At 68.6% G+C, this 15,907-nt stretch carries 16 protein-coding genes; 6 read left to right on the plus strand and 10 right to left on the minus strand.

The window, feature by feature from the left end:
* Positions 1-58 precede the first annotated feature (58 nt).
* From ACFPME_RS05685 to ACFPME_RS05695, 3 genes are read right to left on the minus strand one after another with little or no spacing between them, the layout of a single operon-like run.
* Positions 59-763 (minus strand): LytR/AlgR family response regulator transcription factor, encoded by a 705-nt coding sequence (locus ACFPME_RS05685; RefSeq protein ID WP_377302991.1) that lies wholly within the window; start codon positions 761-763, stop codon positions 59-61.
* Positions 763-1,815 carry a sensor histidine kinase gene (locus ACFPME_RS05690; protein WP_377302993.1) on the minus strand — a complete coding sequence of 351 codons (1,053 nt, stop codon included), beginning with the start codon at positions 1,813-1,815 and terminating at the stop codon, positions 763-765. Before ACFPME_RS05690 ends, ACFPME_RS05685 begins: the two co-directional genes overlap by 1 nt.
* A 31-nt stretch (positions 1,816-1,846) precedes the next feature.
* A complete protein-coding gene (locus ACFPME_RS05695) occupies positions 1,847-2,509 on the minus strand; it encodes an alpha/beta hydrolase (RefSeq protein WP_377302995.1) in 663 nt (220 codons plus the stop codon).
* A gap of 168 nt (positions 2,510-2,677) precedes the next feature.
* On the opposite strand from ACFPME_RS05695, the gene ACFPME_RS05700 reads away from it, so the two are divergent.
* Complete coding sequence (locus tag ACFPME_RS05700) at positions 2,678-3,166, plus strand: REP-associated tyrosine transposase (RefSeq protein ID WP_417715022.1); 489 nt, start codon at positions 2,678-2,680, stop codon at positions 3,164-3,166.
* Positions 3,167-3,249: 83 nt separating this feature from the next.
* Here ACFPME_RS05700 and ACFPME_RS05705 read toward each other — a convergent pair whose 3' ends face one another.
* Positions 3,250-5,412: a prolyl oligopeptidase family serine peptidase gene (locus tag ACFPME_RS05705; RefSeq protein WP_377302997.1), complete on the minus strand. Its 2,163-nt coding sequence runs from the start codon at positions 5,410-5,412 to the stop codon at positions 3,250-3,252.
* A gap of 149 nt (positions 5,413-5,561) precedes the next feature.
* On the opposite strand from ACFPME_RS05705, the gene ACFPME_RS05710 reads away from it, so the two are divergent.
* The 3 genes from ACFPME_RS05710 to ACFPME_RS05720 all read left to right on the plus strand — a co-directional run bounded on the left by ACFPME_RS05710 (position 5,562) and on the right by ACFPME_RS05720 (position 9,109).
* Positions 5,562-8,006, plus strand: a complete 2,445-nt coding sequence (locus ACFPME_RS05710) for a S9 family peptidase (RefSeq protein WP_377302999.1) — start codon at positions 5,562-5,564, stop codon at positions 8,004-8,006.
* 116 nt (positions 8,007-8,122) lie between these two features.
* Entirely contained in the window at positions 8,123-8,665 is a 543-nt protein-coding gene (locus ACFPME_RS05715) for a hypothetical protein (protein WP_377303001.1), read from the plus strand.
* 102 nt (positions 8,666-8,767) lie between these two features.
* A complete protein-coding gene (locus tag ACFPME_RS05720) occupies positions 8,768-9,109 on the plus strand; it encodes a hypothetical protein (RefSeq protein WP_377303003.1) in 342 nt (113 codons plus the stop codon).
* A gap of 79 nt (positions 9,110-9,188) precedes the next feature.
* Here ACFPME_RS05720 and ACFPME_RS05725 read toward each other — a convergent pair whose 3' ends face one another.
* Together ACFPME_RS05725 and ACFPME_RS05730 are read right to left on the minus strand one after the other, a co-directional pair.
* A complete protein-coding gene (locus ACFPME_RS05725; protein WP_377303005.1) occupies positions 9,189-9,545 on the minus strand; it encodes a cupredoxin domain-containing protein in 357 nt (118 codons plus the stop codon).
* Between the two features lie 10 nt (positions 9,546-9,555).
* Positions 9,556-10,086 carry a DUF4142 domain-containing protein gene (locus tag ACFPME_RS05730; protein ID WP_377303008.1) on the minus strand — a complete coding sequence of 177 codons (531 nt, stop codon included), beginning with the start codon at positions 10,084-10,086 and terminating at the stop codon, positions 9,556-9,558.
* A 161-nt stretch (positions 10,087-10,247) separates the two neighbouring features.
* Here ACFPME_RS05730 and folE point away from each other — a divergent pair, with 161 nt between their 5' ends.
* Both folE and ACFPME_RS05740 read left to right on the plus strand, forming a co-directional pair.
* Complete coding sequence (gene folE / locus ACFPME_RS05735) at positions 10,248-10,871, plus strand: GTP cyclohydrolase I (protein ID WP_377303010.1); 624 nt, start codon at positions 10,248-10,250, stop codon at positions 10,869-10,871.
* Positions 10,872-10,926: 55 nt separating this feature from the next.
* Positions 10,927-11,628, plus strand: coding sequence for an RNA polymerase sigma factor (locus tag ACFPME_RS05740; RefSeq protein ID WP_377303012.1), 702 nt, complete (start codon positions 10,927-10,929; stop codon positions 11,626-11,628).
* A 7-nt stretch (positions 11,629-11,635) separates the two neighbouring features.
* On the opposite strand, the gene ACFPME_RS05745 is transcribed toward ACFPME_RS05740, so the two are convergent.
* From ACFPME_RS05745 to edd, 4 genes are all read right to left on the minus strand, one after another.
* Positions 11,636-12,271 carry a DUF998 domain-containing protein gene (locus ACFPME_RS05745; RefSeq protein WP_377303014.1) on the minus strand — a complete coding sequence of 212 codons (636 nt, stop codon included), beginning with the start codon at positions 12,269-12,271 and terminating at the stop codon, positions 11,636-11,638.
* Between the two features lie 85 nt (positions 12,272-12,356).
* Positions 12,357-13,178, minus strand: a complete 822-nt coding sequence (locus ACFPME_RS05750) for a redoxin family protein (protein WP_377303016.1) — start codon at positions 13,176-13,178, stop codon at positions 12,357-12,359.
* Between the two features lie 100 nt (positions 13,179-13,278).
* Positions 13,279-13,932: a bifunctional 4-hydroxy-2-oxoglutarate aldolase/2-dehydro-3-deoxy-phosphogluconate aldolase gene (eda, locus tag ACFPME_RS05755; protein ID WP_377303018.1), complete on the minus strand. Its 654-nt coding sequence runs from the start codon at positions 13,930-13,932 to the stop codon at positions 13,279-13,281.
* 144 nt (positions 13,933-14,076) lie between these two features.
* Positions 14,077-15,894, minus strand: a complete 1,818-nt coding sequence (gene edd / locus ACFPME_RS05760) for a phosphogluconate dehydratase (protein WP_377303020.1) — start codon at positions 15,892-15,894, stop codon at positions 14,077-14,079.
* Positions 15,895-15,907 lie beyond the last annotated feature (13 nt).

The following is a 15,907-nucleotide window of genomic DNA, read 5'->3' on the forward strand; positions in this document are numbered from 1 at the left end:
GGGCCATTGCACCGCATCGCGCGTGGACCTGAGGTGTAGCTCCGTCGCAGCCCTCTGCTCACCCCAGCCGCAACAGCTTCCTCACCGCCGGCAAATTGCGCCGGCTGATTTCCGGGCTGAGTTCGGTGCCGTCCAGCCGGGCCAGTACGCGGCCGTCGGCAAGGGTCTTGATGCCGAGCAGCCGCGGCGGCGGCACCAGGCAGTTGCGGTGCAGGCGGATCAGCTGGTCGGGGTGGGCTTCCTCCAGCTGGCGCAGGGATTCCTCGATCAGCAGTTCGCCGCGGCGGTGCTGCACGACGACGTATTTTTCGTCGGCGAGCAGGCAGATCACTTCGGCCAGGGCGATGCGCACCTGTTCGCCGCGCAGGCGCCCGCGCAGGTACGTGGTCGGCTCGCGCGGCGCATCGGCAAGGCGGCGTTGCGCGCGCTGCAAGGCATCGCGCAGGCGCTCCAGCCGCACCGGTTTGAGCAGGTAGTCGACCGCGCCCAGTTCGAATGCCTGCAACGCGTGTGCTTCGTAGGCGGTACAGAAGATCACCTGCGGTCGCGTGCGGCCGGCCAGTCGCTGCGCCACGGCGGTGCCGCTGAGGCCGGGCATGTTGATGTCCAGCAGCAGCACGTCCGGCTGCAGTTCGCCGAGCGCGCCGAGTGCGGCTTCGCCATCGGCGAGGCTGCCGACAAGCTCCACTCCCGTGCAGTCGCCCAGCAGCGCGGCCAGCCGAGCGCGCGCCAGCGGTTCGTCGTCGACGATCAGTACGCGCATCACGCCGCGGCTCCGGGCAGCTGCAGCAGCACCACGAAGCGATCCTGCTGCGGCCCGGCCTGCACGCTTGCCAGCGGACCGTAGCGATACGCGATGCGTTGACGCACGCTGTCCAGCCCGTGGCCGTTGCCGCGTTCGGGCGGCGTGGCCGGCAGCGGGTTGATGATCTCGATGCGTACGCCATCGCCCTCGCGGCGGCCGCGCAGGATCACCTCGCCGCCTTCGCGCAGCGGCTGCACGCCGTGGCGCACGGCGTTCTCCACCAGCGGCTGCAGCAACAGCCGCGGCAGCGGGAAGTCCGCAGGCAGCTCATTCAGTTCGCGCCGCACGTGCAGGCGCGCACCCAGGCGCAGCTGCTCGATCGCCAGGTAGCGCTCGACCAGCGCCAGCTCCTCGCCCAGCGTGCCGTCGCCGGTGTCGTGCTGGCCCAGCGCGGCGCGGAACAGTTCGGACAGATCCTCCACCGTGCGTTCGGCCGCGGCCGGATCGACCCGGATCAACGCGGCCACCGTGTTCATGCTGTTGAACAGGAAGTGCGGGCGGATGCGTGCCTGCAGCGCTTCGACCTGCGCCCGGGTGACCGCAGCCAGCCGCGCCTGCCACTGCGCCAGCACGTAGAAGTAGCGCAGCATCGCCGCGCCGAGCAGCGCGGCGATCAACACGTTGTCGCGCACGAACACGCGCAGGCTGCTCTGGATCAGGTTCATCTGCAGCGAGCCATCGAGCCAGCGTGCCATCGCGCTGGCGAAGCTTACGGTCAGCACGATCAGCAGCCACACGCCCGCATACGGCAGGCGCCCGGGCAGGCGCTGCAGCCAGGGGCGCAGTTTGCACACGGTCACCGCGATCACCAGCGCCAGCCACGTCACGAACAGCATGCTGACGCTGTAGGCCGGCCAGTCGCGCTGGTTGTCGCGTGCCAGCCACATCACCGTCACCGTCAACGCGCCGACCACGAACAGCGCGAACAACGCCGGCAGCCGGCAGAAGTCCGGCAGCGGGCTGTGCTCGACGCGGCCGCGCGGGCCGCCGATGGGCTTGGGTTCACGCATGCGGGCAAGTATGCCGCATGCGCGGGCATCGTCAGACCAGCCGCTGGCCCAGCCAGCGGCGCAGGTCGTCGATCTCCTCCGGGCACACGGCGTGGCCCATCGGATAGGTATGCCATTCCAGCGCATAGCCCAGCGATTGCAACAGCTCGCGCGAGGCCACGCCGCGCTGCAGGATCACTACCGGATCGGCGATACCGTGGCCCCAGAAAATCGGTGTGGCCCCGTTCGCCGCGTCGCGCTCGCCGGCGAGCGCCCCATGCAACGGCAGATAGGCCGACAACGCGATGATGCCCGCCAGCTTCTCTCGATGACGCAGGCCCGCGGCCAGCGCGATCGCGCCGCCTTGCGAAAATCCGGCCAGCACGATGCGCTCGCTGGGCACGCCGCGGCTGCGCTCGCGCTCGATCAGGGTTTCCACCTCGCCGATCGAAGCGCGCATGCCGGCCTCGTCCTGGCGTGCATCGAGATCGAACGCCGCGATGTCGTACCACGCGCGCATCGACATCCCGTTGTTGATCGTCACCGGCCGCACCGGCGCATGCGGAAACACGAAGCGCAGCGGCGGCCACGCCGGGTCCACCAGCTGCGGCACGATCGGCGCGAAGTCGTTGCCGTCCGCGCCGAGGCCGTGCAGCCAGATGATGCTGCAGCGTGGATGGGCGGCGGTTTCGTGTTCGACGGTGGGGAGGGTCATGGAAGGGATCGACGGCGGGAGGCGAACTGGCATCGTAGCAGTGTCGATCACTCCGGCTCGATGCGTAGAGCCCGCCAGCGGGCTCCTGCATGGTGCGGTGGATCTGACGGACGGGGGGTGATGCTGACGCATGATGTGTGTTGCCGATGTCCACGGCAGTCTGCACGCATGCCTGCTTTTCCATCCATTGGCCGCCGTGCCTTGCGCCAGGGCCGGGTGTCCATTCCCGGCCAGATGTATTTGCTGACGACGGTGACCCGTCATCGTGAGTGCCTCTTTGCGGATCCGGCGCACGCACGGGCAGCCAGTCGGGTCATCCACGCGGCATCGACCTGGGCGGGTTCCTGCCTGCTCGCATGGGTGCTGATGCCCGACCACTGGCATGGCCCGCTGCAACTCGGCGATGAACCGCTGGGCCGGGTCATGAATCGGTTCAAGGCATGCGCATCGCGTGCGCTGCACGAGTCATGCGGGCTGGATGGGCCGCCGTGGGATCGCTGTTTTCATGACCATGCGTTGCGTGTCGAGGAGGACATCAGGGTGGTTGCGCGATACATCATCGCCAATCCGGTGCGCGCCGGCCTGGCCGACAGCGTGTTTGCCTACCCCTGCTGGGATGCCGTCTGGCTCGATCGCGACGCATCGCTGATCTTGTAGGAGCCCGCTGGCTGGCGATGCCTTTGCTCTGATGCCAGAAACAAGAGCATCGCCCGCCAGCGGGCTCCTACAACGGGGGTGATTTATTTCTCGACGTCCAGCCCCAGCTCATGCGCGAAGAAGGTCAGCCCGATCGCGGCATCGCCGACGCGCTGGCTGAACGGGGCGCCGATGCCGTGGCCGGCGTTCGTGCGGGTCAGCAGCAGGACCGGCCGCGTCGACGAGGTGGCGTTCTGCAGTGCGGCGGCGAACTTGCGCGACTGCCACGGCGCCACCCGCGAATCGTTCTCGCCGGTGGTGAGCAGCACCGCCGGGTAGGCGGTGTTCGGGCGCACGTGCTGCAGCGGCGAGTAGGCCAGGGTGGCCTTGAACTGCGTCGGGTCCGCGATGCTGCCGTATTCGGGGATGTTGTACGGGCCGTTGGCGAAGTCGGTCTCGTGGCGCAGCATGTCGTAGATGCCCACGCGCGCCACTACGGCGCGGTAGTCGCCGGGATGCTGCACGATCTGCGTGCCCATCAGCAGGCCGCCGTTGCTGCCGCCGAGAATGCCCAGGTGCGCGCGGTCGGTCCAGCGCGTGTCGATCAGCGCCAGCGCGGCGGCGTGGAAGTCGTCGAACACGTTCTGCTTGTGCAGTTTCTGTCCCTGCGCGTGCCACTGCTGGCCGTTCTCGTTGCCGCCGCGGATGTTGGCGTAGGCGAGCACGCCGCCGTGTTCCAGCCACGCCAGGTTGGAGCCGATGAAGCCCGGCTTCACCGGCAGGTCGAAACCGCCGTAGCTGTACAGGATGGTCGGCCGCGCGCCGTTCGGGGTGATGCCCGGCAGCGACAGCACGGTCACCGGAATCTTCGTGCCGTCTTTCGAGGTGCCGTCGATGCGTTGCACGACGACGCGGGAATAATCCGCCGCGGGCTTCACCTCGAACACGGTCTTCAGGCTGCCGCTGCGGCCGTCGTACTCGGCCCAGCGTGCAGGCGTGGTCCAGCCGCTGTAGCTGATCAGCGCCTTGTCCCGGCCGGATTCGGAGGCGATCTCGCCGATGTCGACGCCGCGCTCGGGCAGCGGCAGCCGGCGCACGAAGCTGGCGTCGGCGCCGTACTGCTCGACCCACCAGTCCGGGCCCCAGCTGCGCACCACCAGGAAGCCGTTGCCGAGCGGGGCGATCTGCTGGATCGCGCCCTCGCGCTCGGCCAGTACCGGCACGGCCTTGCCATCGTCGCCGATGGCCACGATCGCGCCGCGCGGCGCCTCCCGGAACGATGCCGCGTATAGACGTCCATTCACCCAGGCGGCCGTGCGCACGTTGGCGCTGCGGTCGAGCACGCGCCGGAAACTGTCGCCGCGACGCAGGAACACTTCGGCCGGGCCGCCATCGCCGTCGTAGGCGAGCACCGCGGCCTGTGCCGTGGCCGGCGCATTCACCAGCACGTACTCGGCGGTCTTCGAGTAACCCTTGCCGAACACCACGGTGTCCGCCGTGGCGGCCTGGCCCAGCGCGTGGTGCACCAGCGTGGCGTGGAACTGTTCCACCGCCTGGCCGGCGGTCGGCGGCGCGAAGCGCACGTAGCTGAAGCCGCGCTCGTCGGCGTCCCAGGCCAGGCCCTGCGGCGTGGTGCCGCTGCCGGCCCAGGGCAGGGTGTCGGGCAGGGTCTTGCCGGTGCCGACGTCGAGCACGTGGATGGTGGTCAGTTCGCTGCCGCCCTCGGCGGTGCCGTAGGCGAGATAACGCCCGCGCGGCGAGGGCCAGTAGGCGGTGATCGCGGTGCCGCCGTGGTCCGCGTTCGGGTCCACCAGCACCTTCGCCGCACCGTCCGGCCACGCCTGTGCGATCAGCACCGGTTGCGGCTGCGGCGGGGTCTGCTGCAGGTAGAACAGGGTGCCGCCGGCCAGGGTCGGGCCGGAGCGCGTGGTCGAGGTGATCGCCAGCTGCTGCACCCGCGCGGTGAGCGCCCTGCCTTGCGGCATCGCCGCCAGGGCGGCTTCGGTGTACGCGTTCTGCGCCGCGATCCACTGCCGCACCGCCGGAGCGTTCGGGTTCTCCAGCCAACGGTACCGGTCGGCCACGCTGACGCCGTGGAATGTGCCGGACGCGGCCTGCTGCGGCGTGGGCGGCGGCAGCGGCTGCGATTCGCCGATCAGCGCGACCTCGCGCGACGGCTTCGACGACGGACTCACGGGCGGCAGCTGCGCCGCGGCGGCGCTGCCGGCGGCGAGCATCAGGGTGGCGACGAGGGGAGCGAGGCGCATGGCGGGGTTCCATTGATGAAGACTGCGGAAGCTGAGGAGAGTAGCAACGCGCCGCTGCCGTTGCAGCCATCCGCGTCTGACTTTCGGCAGGGGTGGCCGCGTGGCGGCGGTGGGCTCGGCTATGCTGGTTTTTTTGCCCGGGAAGAACCATGCGTCGATTGCTGCTTGCCGCCCTCGTAGCCTTCGCCATCGCGCCGGCCGCGGCGGCTGCCGCGCCGGTCTCCACGCCGCTCGACCTGGAAACCGTCATGGCCAATCCCGACTGGATCGGGCAGGCGGTGGAGCAGCCGTACTGGGGCGTGGACGGCCGCCACCTGTACTACTCGCTGAAGCGCGATGGCAGCCAGGTGCGCGACCTGTACCGGGTCGATCCTGCGGGCGGGCCGGGCGCGGCGCTCGATCCGGCGGCGACGGCGCAGGCCGATGGTCCGGCGGTATTCGACCGTGCGCACCAGCGCGCGGCGTTCATCCTGCACGGCGACGTATTCGTGGTGGAGCTGGCCAGCGGCCGGCGCACCCAAGTCACCCGTACGCCGCAGGAAGAATCCGCGCCGCGCTTTTCCGCCGATGGCCGCGCACTGCAATTCCGCGACGGCAACGACTGGTACACGCACGACCTCGCCGGCGGCGCAACCGCGCCGGCGGCGCTGCTGAAATTCGCCGACGATCCGCAGGGGAAGCAGCCCGACGCGCTGGGAGCGCGGCAGCTGGCACTGTTCAAAACGCTGCGAGAAATCAAGGACGGCAAGCAGGCACAGCGCGATCAGGACAAGGCGCTGGCTGCCGCCGACCCCGGCCGCGCGCCGCAGCCGTTCTGGCTCGGCGACAAGCTCGTGCCGGTCGACACCGAGCTGTCGCCGGACGGCCGCTGGATGCTGCTGGTCACCGTTCCGAAGGGCGATGCGGCGGGGAGGGCGCCCAAGCTCACCCGCTACGTCACCGACTCCGGCTATGCCGAGCAGGAGGACGCGCGCGTGTATGTGGGCCGCAACGATCCGGCGCCGCAGTCGCTGCTGCTGCTCGACCTGGCCAACCACGCGACCTACCCGCTGGCGACCGACACGCTGCCCGGCGTCAAGGACGATCCGCTCAAGACGCTGCGTGCGCGGGCCATCGCAGCGCAGGAGAAGGCTGGCAGGCAGGACGAGGCGAAGGCGTTGAAAGCACTCGCGGTGCGCCCGGTGCGCATCATCGCCGACTCGGAGGATGGCGGTGGCGGCGGCATCGTGTGGAGCGACGACGGCAGCCACCTCGCCGTGCAGCTGCGCGCGATCGACAACAAGGACCGCTGGATCACCAGCGTCGACTTCGGCAACCACATCCTGGTCAACCAGCAGCGTTTGCACGATGACGCCTGGATCAACTTGAACTTCAACGATTTCGGCTGGCTCAAGGACAACCACACGCTGTGGTACACGAGCGAGGAAACCGGCTATTCGCAGCTGTACAGCAAGACGCTCGATGGCAAGGCGAAGGCATTGACCTCCGGCAGGTTCGAGGTCAGCCATCCGCTGCTCAGCGACGACGGCAAGTGGTTCTACGTGCGCACGAACAAGGTCGCGCCCTACAGTTACGACGTCTATCGGCTGCCGGTCGATGGCGGCGCGCTGAGTCGCATCACCTACTATCAGGGCATGGACGACTTCAAGCTGTCGCCCGATGGCACCCGGCTGGCGGTGCTGCATTCCGCGCCGTACATGTTTGCGCAGTTGGCCGTCCAGCCGTCCGCGGGCGGGGCGCCGCGCGAACTGACCAGCACGATGAAACCGGCGTTCGCCGCACGCGACTGGATCGCGCCGAAGATCGTCGAGGTGAAGTCCGGCCATGGCGCCGGCAGCATCTACGCCAAGTACTACGGCCCCGCCGACGAGAGCGGCGCATCGAAACCGGCAGTGATCTTCGTGCACGGCGCCGGCTACCTGCAGAATGTCACGCTGTCGTCCACTTACTACTTCCGCGAGCAGATGTTCCACAACCTGCTGGTGCAGCAGGGCTACGTGGTGCTGGACATGGACTACCGCGCTTCCGAGGGTTACGGCCGCGCCTGGCGCACCGCGATCTACCGCCAGATGGGCCACCCGGAACTGGAAGACCTGCTCGACGGCAAGGCCTGGCTGGTGCAAACCCATCACGTCGATCCGCGGCGCGTCGGCATCTACGGCGGAAGCTATGGCGGCTTCATGACCGAGATGGCGCTGCTGCGCGCACCCGGCGAATTCGCCGCCGGCGCCGCGCTGCGCCCGGTCAGCGACTGGACCTTGTACAACCACGAGTACACCGCCAACATCCTCAACGATCCGCAGCTCGATCCCGACGCGTTCAAGGCCAGTTCGCCGGTCGAATACGCCGACCAGTTGCAGGATCCGCTGCTGATCGAACACGGCCTGATCGACGACAACGTGCTTGCGGAAGACTCGGTCCGCCTGTACCAGCGCTTCATCGAGCTGCACAAGAAGAACTTCTGGATGTCGCTGTACCCGCTGGAACGCCACGGCTTCGTGCATTCCGATTCGTGGCACGACGAGTACCGCCGGATTGATGAATTGTTCAATACGTATGTGAAGCCGGTGAAGGATGCTGTGGAGGCGCATTGATCGTGCGTCGTCATCCGCAGTGCATGACCGGCTTGCACCGCGTGCTGCTCCGTGCCGCCGCGCGTTCGTGAAGGACAAACGCCAGGTCCGCGAGACACACTGCAGGGGGCATCCAAGTGCATAACCCGTATCAGGCTCCAGCAACTCCGCTGGAAGAACTCGAGCAGCCAGGGGAACTGGTCTTTTTTCCCGTTTCTGTCGTCAAGCTTCTCGTGCTTTCACTGTGCACGTTCGGGCTTTACGAGATTTACTGGTTCTATAAAAACTGGCAGCTGGTCAAGCGTCGCGAGAACTCGAATATCATTCCGGTGATGCGGTCGTTGTTCGGTGTGTTGTTCTGCTACTCGCTGTTCGAGAAGGTCAGCGACCAGGCGAAGAATGCCGGCACAGGCTCGATCGCCGCCGGTTTGCTGGCTGCAGGATGGATCGTTCTGACGATACTTTGGAGGCTGCCGGATCCGTATTGGCTGGTAACATTCCTGGCCGTCTTGTTCATGCTGCCCGTGCAACAAGCGATCAATGCGATCAACAGCCAAGCCGCACCGGGCCACGATCCGAATCGAACCTTCAGTGGCTGGAACATTGCGGCGGTGATCATCGGCGGCCTGTTTTTCGTTCTGGCCCTGGTGGGTATTTTTCTTCCAGCCGAGCAGGCCTGACGATTCCGCAGGTGACGCACGTCAGCGCCGCCTTGGCATTGTTTGTGAGTGGCTGAGTGACCGCCGGCATGCCGGCCGGGGCTTCGACCCAAAGGGGGATGCATGCGCAAGTGGCTGTGGGGTGTGGTGACCTGCTGTTTGCTGCTGGCCGGTTGTGCCCAACCGTTGCCACCGGACAAGCTCGCCTATGCGGGGCAGTGGCGTTCGGCAACGATGAATCTGCTTATCACCGAGAGTGGCAACATCCATTACCGAAGGGTGGACGGCAACGCCAGCAAGTCCATCAATGGACCACTGCAAAGCTTCGAAGGAAGCAATTTCGTGGTGGGCATCGGCCCGGTCAAGACGACATTCGTGGTCGCGGCCGCGCCGCACGAGGATGGCGGCGCGTGGAAGATGACGGTCGACGGCGTGGAGTTGACCAAGGTGCCGCCGGGCGAATGAGCCGAAGCCGGAATCGGGCCGCCGTCGGCACCACAAGGCCGCGACGAAGCGCGGCCTTGTGGCGCTTGGATCCGGCGTGTTACTCGATCACCAATGTCGCCGTCATGGTGGGGTGGAACTTGCAGAAGAAGGTGACGCTGCCGGCGGTGGCCGTGATGCGTCCGCTGGCGCCGGGTTTCAGATCGACGTCGAAGCTGCCGTCGCGCGCGGTGGCGCTGTGTTCGAGGATGTCGTGATTGGTCCACTCGATGATGTCGCCGGCGCGCACGCCGGTCGGCATCGGGCCGTACGCCATCTTGTCGATCACGATCACGATCACGTGCACGCGATGGGCCTGCGCCATCGTTGGCTGCTTCGCCGTGCTGGCGGCGTTGGCCGGCGCGAATCCGCCGGCCAGCGACAGCACGATGGCGAGCAAGGTCATCATGCGGAGCATCAGCCGCTCCTTACTTCAGGCTCTGCGCGAGATGCTCGGCATGCATCTGGTGCGACTGGAACAGCTTCAGGCCGGTTTCCAGCAACGACTTCAGCTCGGCGTTCTGCGCCGACGGGATCAGCGTGCCGCTCAGCGCGCCGTTGACGGCCTTGTGGAACGCCACTTCGTTCGCGGCATAGGCCTTGTCGTAGGCGGCGCCGCTGAGCGCGGCCAGCTTGGTCTGTTCGGCGGCGCCGCCCTTGGCCAGCGACTGGCTGGTGGCGTTGTCGGCCGGGGTGACGCCCAGCTTCTTGGCCAGCGCCAGGGCCTGGTCGTTCACGGCGGCGTGGTCGCGCGCCATTTCCTTGGCGAACTCGATCACCGCCTTGTTGTGCGACTTGCTCAGCGCCTGCTTGGCGGCGGTGACGTCGATCGCGCCGGCGGTATAGGCGATATGGGCGATCTGCGCGTCGTTGATGGCCGGCGCCGGGGTGGCGGCGTGCACGCCGGCGAGCGAGCCGAGGCCGAGCGCGACGACGAGGGCGAACAGGGATTTGTTCATGAGCGGTGTCTCCTTGGGATGGATGAAGGGCGAGCGAAGCTTGCCGGTGCCCATGTGATGCAGCAGCGGCGCACAGGTTCCGGCGGGTACGCGGAGCGCAGCGGGAACCTCGGACGCAGACGCCGCGTCGGATCGGCTGTCACCCCAGCGAAACCTTCCCCATGCTCGAACTCGATCAATCCATCGCTTCCACCGCCGCGCCGATGCCGGTCGCGGAAACCCCCCGTCCCACGCGCGCCGAGGCGGAGGCCGCCGTGCGCACGCTGATCCGCTGGGCCGGCGACGAACCCGCGCGCGAAGGCCTGCTGGCCACGCCGGCACGCGTGGTGCGTGCCTACGAGGAATGGTTTGCCGGCTACCGGCAGGATCCGGCCGGCCTGCTCAGCCGCACCTTCGGCGAAGTCGGCGGCTACGACGAACTGGTCATCCTGCGCGACATCCCGCTGCAGTCGACCTGCGAACACCACATGGCGGCGATCCGCGGCGTGGTGCACATCGCCTACCTGCCGAACCAGCGCGTGGTCGGCATCTCCAAGCTGGCGCGGCTGGTCGAGGCGTTCGGCCGGCGCCTGCAGATCCAGGAGCGGCTGACCGTGGAGATCGCCGATACCCTGGCCCAGGTGCTGCATCCGCGCGGCGTGGCGGTGATCGTGCAGGCCAGCCATGAATGCCTGTCCTCGCGCGGCGTGCGCCTGCACGGGGTATCGATGCAGACCCGGCGCCTGCTCGGCGAATTCGCGCAGGAACCGCGGCGCGGCGAGATCCTGGCCACGCTGGCCGGCTGACCCGGGAACCTCGGGCCACCCCGCTGCATCGGATCAGGTGTAAAAGGAGAAAGTCATGTCAGCCCATGCCCATGTTGCACCCGTCGACTACGCCGCGCTGGACGACCATGCGCTGGTGGCGCAGGTCCGCGACGGCCATCGCGAGGCGTTCCGCCACATCATGCAGCGCTGCAACCAGCGCCTGTTCCGCGTCGCGCGCGCGGTGATCGGCGAGGATTCGGAAGCGGAAGACGTGCTGCAGGAATCGTATATGCGTGCCTATCACAAGCTGGATTCGTTCCGTGGCGACTCGACCCTGCTGACCTGGCTGACCAGCATCGTGCTGAACGAGGCGCGCGGCCGGCTGCGCAAGCGCCACACCATGGTCGGCCTGGAGCAGGTCGACGCGGCGGTGGACGATACCCACCAGATCGTCCAGTTCCCCTCGAAGTTCGGCAGCGAGGATCCGGCGGTCTCGGCCGCGCGCACGCAGATCCGCCACCTGCTCGAACACGCCATTGACGAACTGCCCGAATCGTTCCGCACCGTCTACATGATGCGCGAGGTGGAGGAGTGCTCGGTCGAGGAAACCGCCAGCCTGCTGGCGATCAAGCCGGAGACGGTGAAGACCCGCCTGCACCGCGCGCGCCGGCTGCTGCGCAGCTCGCTGCAGGGCACCCTGGCCGAGACCATGAGCGAGGCGTTCCCGTTCATGGGCCAGCGCTGCGCCCGCGTCACCGACGCGGTGATGGCGCAGCTGGAGACCGAAACGGCGTAAGGCGTTTTCACGCGGCACGCTGGCATCGCAGCCAGTTCGCCGCCAGCAGCAGCCACGCCAGGATCAGCGCGATCACCAGTCGCTGCTCCAGCCCGCGCGGCATGCCGTGCCACAGCGCGTCCACCCAGATCCCCGCGAAGCAGGCCAGCGCCAGCGCGAACGCCGGTGCGAAGCGTGAACGCCAGCGCGGGTTGGCGCGCAGCCACCACGACTGCAGCAGCATCGCCACGCTGACGCACAGGAAGGCCGTCTGCGCCGCGATGCCGTGCACGAAACCCTCCAGCGTGGGCGCGCGGCCGGGCAGGTTGCTGTGCGCCAGCGCGGTCGTGCACAGGCCGACGCCGGCACAGACGAACAGCAGCCATGGCGCCGCGCTGTGGCGCCCATCCCGCAACGCGAGGTAATAGCCCGCGCCAAGCGAGGCCAGCGCCAACGCCAGCACGATGTATGCCGTCTGCAGCCAGTGGCCGTAGGCATCCAGCAGGTAGAAGCTGAGCGGCGCGTCCAGCCAGTCCAGGTCGCCGCGCAACGCCTGCACGGCCACGGCGACGAAGCTGAAGAGCAGCAGGCCGACCAGCGCGATGTTGCCGAGTGCGCGGCTGCTCGAGGTGTCCGGATGGGCGGATGGGTCGGGGTTGTCCATGGACCGTGTCATCTGAGGGTGGTTGAGTCGTTCGTGCGGAGAGGGCGGCAGGCGGGCGTCGCCGAGGCAGCCTGCGGCGAAGCGGTCAGCGGGGCGCCGGTGCGGCCGGCGAACGGATCCGCTGCAGTCGCTCGGCCAGCGTGGCGCGCGACAGTTCGCCGATGTGCATGTCGCGCAGGCGACCGTCGGCGTCGAGGAACAAGGTGGTCGGGTAGCCGCGGGCGTTGTAGTGGTTCGACAGCTGCAGGTTGCCGTCGATCAGCACGTCGTCCAGCGCGAGGCGCTGCACCTGCATGAACTGCTTCACCGCCGCCGCCGATTCGCCCTGGTCGGCGAACACGAAGCGGATCTGCGGCATCGCTCGCTGCGCCTCGGCCAGCATCGGCATCTCGCGCCGGCACGGGCCGCACCAGGTGGCCCACAGGTTGATCACGGTGGGCCGGCCGCGCAGCTTTTCCAGCGCCACCTCGCGGCCGTCCAGGTCGCTCAGCACAAGGGCCGGCAAGCCGGGATGGGTCGTCGCGGTCAGCTTGTACGCGACCAGTCCGGCGAAGGCCCATGCCGCAAGGCCGACCGCCACGCCGGCAGCCAGCGGTCGACGCAAGGGTGGCGTGCGCCAGCCGATCAGCAGCGCCGCCAGCACCAGCCCCAACGCTCCGGCAATTGGATCGAAACCGCCATCGCGGATGTTCAGCATGCTGCTCGGCTGCTGCACGTACTGCGGCCACCAGCCGGCCACGTAAGCGCCGCGCGCGCCGAGCAGGCCGATGCCGAGCGCCAGGTACAACGCATTGCCCGCGTCGGCGTAGCCGCGCCGGGCCAGGAAGCCGGCGACGGCGAGTGCGGCGATCACGCCGAACAGCAGTGCCAGCAGGGCCGACGAGAGCGCCAGCGGTCCGATATTCAAGTGCTTCCATCCTTGCCGATGAGGACTCGCGCCGATGGCGACGAGCGCGTGCAAGGCGAAACCTTACCCGGTATCGCGTGGCCGGGTAGCGCGGGCGTCGTCAGTCCGCCCGGCGCAAGCCGGCCGCTTCGCGCGCCAGCAACTCAACGCCGGCCCAGTCGCCGGCGGCGAGCTTGTCGGCGGGGGTGAGCCAGGAGCCGCCCACGCAAAGCACGTTCGGCAGGGCGAGGAAGTCGGGCGCGCTGCTCAGGCTGATGCCGCCGGTGGGGCAGAAGCGGATCTGCGGCAGCGGGCTGGCCCAGGCGCCGAGCAGCTTGAAGCCGCCGGCCGGCACCGCGGGGAAGAACTTCAGGTGGCGATAGCCGCGCTCGAGCAGGGCCATCGCCTCGCTGGCGGTGGCGACGCCGGGCAGCAGCGGCAGTTCGCTGTCGTCGGCGGCGTCGAGCAGGCGCGGCGAGGTGCCGGGCGAGACGGCGAAGCGGGCGCCGGCCTGCAGCGCAGCCTGCAGGTCGCGCGCGGTCAGCGCGGTGCCGCAGCCGACCACGGCGCCTTCGACCTCGGCGGCGATCGCGCGGATCGCCTCCAGTGCCGCCGGCGTGCGCAAGGTGACCTCGATGGTCGGGATGCCGCCGGCCACCAGCGCGCGCGCCATCGGCACCGCGGCGCGTACATCGTCGATCACCACTACCGGAATCACCGGCGCCAGCCGCATCGTGGTTGCGATCTGTTGCTGCTTGAGTTCGATGCTGCTCATGGATTCACTCGCGGGCGGAAGGTGGTGGTGATGCGTGTGCAGGGCTGGCTCTTTGCAGGAGCCCGTTGGCCGGCGATGCTCTTGGCGACGTGTGCAGAGAGCATCGCCCGCCAGCGGGCTCCTGCAGGAGATGTGGGTGGTTGTTCACAGCACGCCGGCGCCGAGGTCGGCGTTGGCGGCGGCCTGGCGGAACAGGCCGAACAGTTCGCGGCCCATGCCGCTGTGTTCGCGCGACAGATCGGCGACATGCGGCAGGCGGGCATCCAGTTCGTGCGCTTCCATCAGGACGTCCAGACGTCCATTCGCCGCGTCCAGCCGGATCATGTCGCCGTTGCGGATTTTCGCGATGTTGCCGCCGGCCACCGCTTCGGGGGTGATGTGGATCGCCGCCGGCACGCGGCCGGAGGCGCCGGACATGCGGCCATCGGTGAGCAGGGCGATGCGGTGGCCGCGGTCCTGCAGCAGCGCCAGCGTGGGGGTGAGCTTGTGCAGCTCGGGCATGCCGTTCGCGCGCGGGCCCTGGAAGCGCACCACCGCCACGAAGTCGCGGTTGAGCTCGCCGCGCTTGAATGCGCCGGCGACCTCGTCCTGGTCGTCGAACACGATCGCCGGCGCTTCGATCAGCAGGCGATCGTCCGGCACCGACGACACCTTGATCACCGCGCGGCCGAGGTTGCCCTCGAGCATGCGCAGGCCGCCGTCGGCGCGGAACGGTTCGTCGATGCCGCGCAGCACGCCGCGATTGCCGCTCTGTTTCGATACGGGTGCCCAGCGCAGCGCACCGCTGTCGTCGAGTTGCGGAATCTGCGCGTAGCCGTCCAGGCCGGTGCCGAAGATGGTCTGCACGTCGCCGTGCAGCAGGCCGGCGCCGAGCAGCTGGTCGATCAGGAAGGCCATGCCGCCGGCGTCGTGGAACTGGTTCACGTCGGCGTAGCCGTTCGGGTAGACGCGCGCCAGCAGCGGGATCACGCCGGACAGCGCGTCGAAATCGTCCCAGCGCAGCTGGATGCCGGCGGCCTGCGCGATCGCCACCAGGTGCAACAGGTGGTTGGTCGAGCCGCCGGTGGCGTGCAGGCCGATCACGCCGTTGATGATCGCGCGCTCGTCGATGATGTGGCCGAGCGGAAGGAATGCATCGCCCAGCGCGCTGTGCGCGGCGACGCGGTGCACCACCTCGGCGGTGAGCGCGTCGCGCAGCGGCGTGTCCGGCGCGGTGAAGCTGGCGCCGGGCAGGTGCAGGCCCATGATCTCCATCAGCATCTGGTTGGAATTGGCGGTGCCGTAGAAGGTGCAGGTGCCGGCGGTGTGGTACGAGGCGGCCTCGGCTTCCAGCAGTTCGGCCTTGCTCGCCTTGCCGTCGGCGAACGCCTGGCGCACCTTGGATTTCTGTTCGTTCGGGATGCCGCTGGGCATCGGCCCTGACGGCACGAAGGCGCCGGGCAGGTGGCCGAAGCTGAGCGCGCCGATCAGCAGCCCCGGCACGATCTTGTCGCAGATGCCGAGGAACAGCGCGCCGTCGAACATGTCGTGCGACAGCGCCACCGCGGTGGCCATCGCCACCAGGTCGCGCGAGAACAGCGACAGCTGCATGCCGGGGCGGCCCTGGGTGATGCCGTCGCACATCGCCGGCACGCCGCCGGCGACCTGGGCGGTGAAGCCGGCGTCGCGGGCGACCTGGCGGATCAGCGCGGGATAGCGCTCGTACGGCTGGTGTGCCGACAGCATGTCGTTGTAGGCGGTGACGATGGCCAGGTTGGCACGCCGGCCGCTGCGCAAGGCGGCCTTGTCCTCCGTGCCGCAGGCGGCGAAGCCGTGCGCCAGGTTGCCGCAGGACAGGTGCTCGCGCTGCGGGCCGCTGCGGTCGATCGCGTCGATCCGGCGCAGGTAGGCCGCACGCGTCTCGCGGCTGCGCTCGCGCAGGCGTTCAGTGACTTCGGCGACAACGGGATGCAGCGTGCTCATGCGAAAGCTCCGG

Origin of the sequence: Rhodanobacter umsongensis, from assembly GCF_042654965.1 — a bacterium.
In the GTDB taxonomy this organism is placed as follows: Bacteria; Pseudomonadota; Gammaproteobacteria; order Xanthomonadales; family Rhodanobacteraceae; genus Rhodanobacter; species Rhodanobacter umsongensis.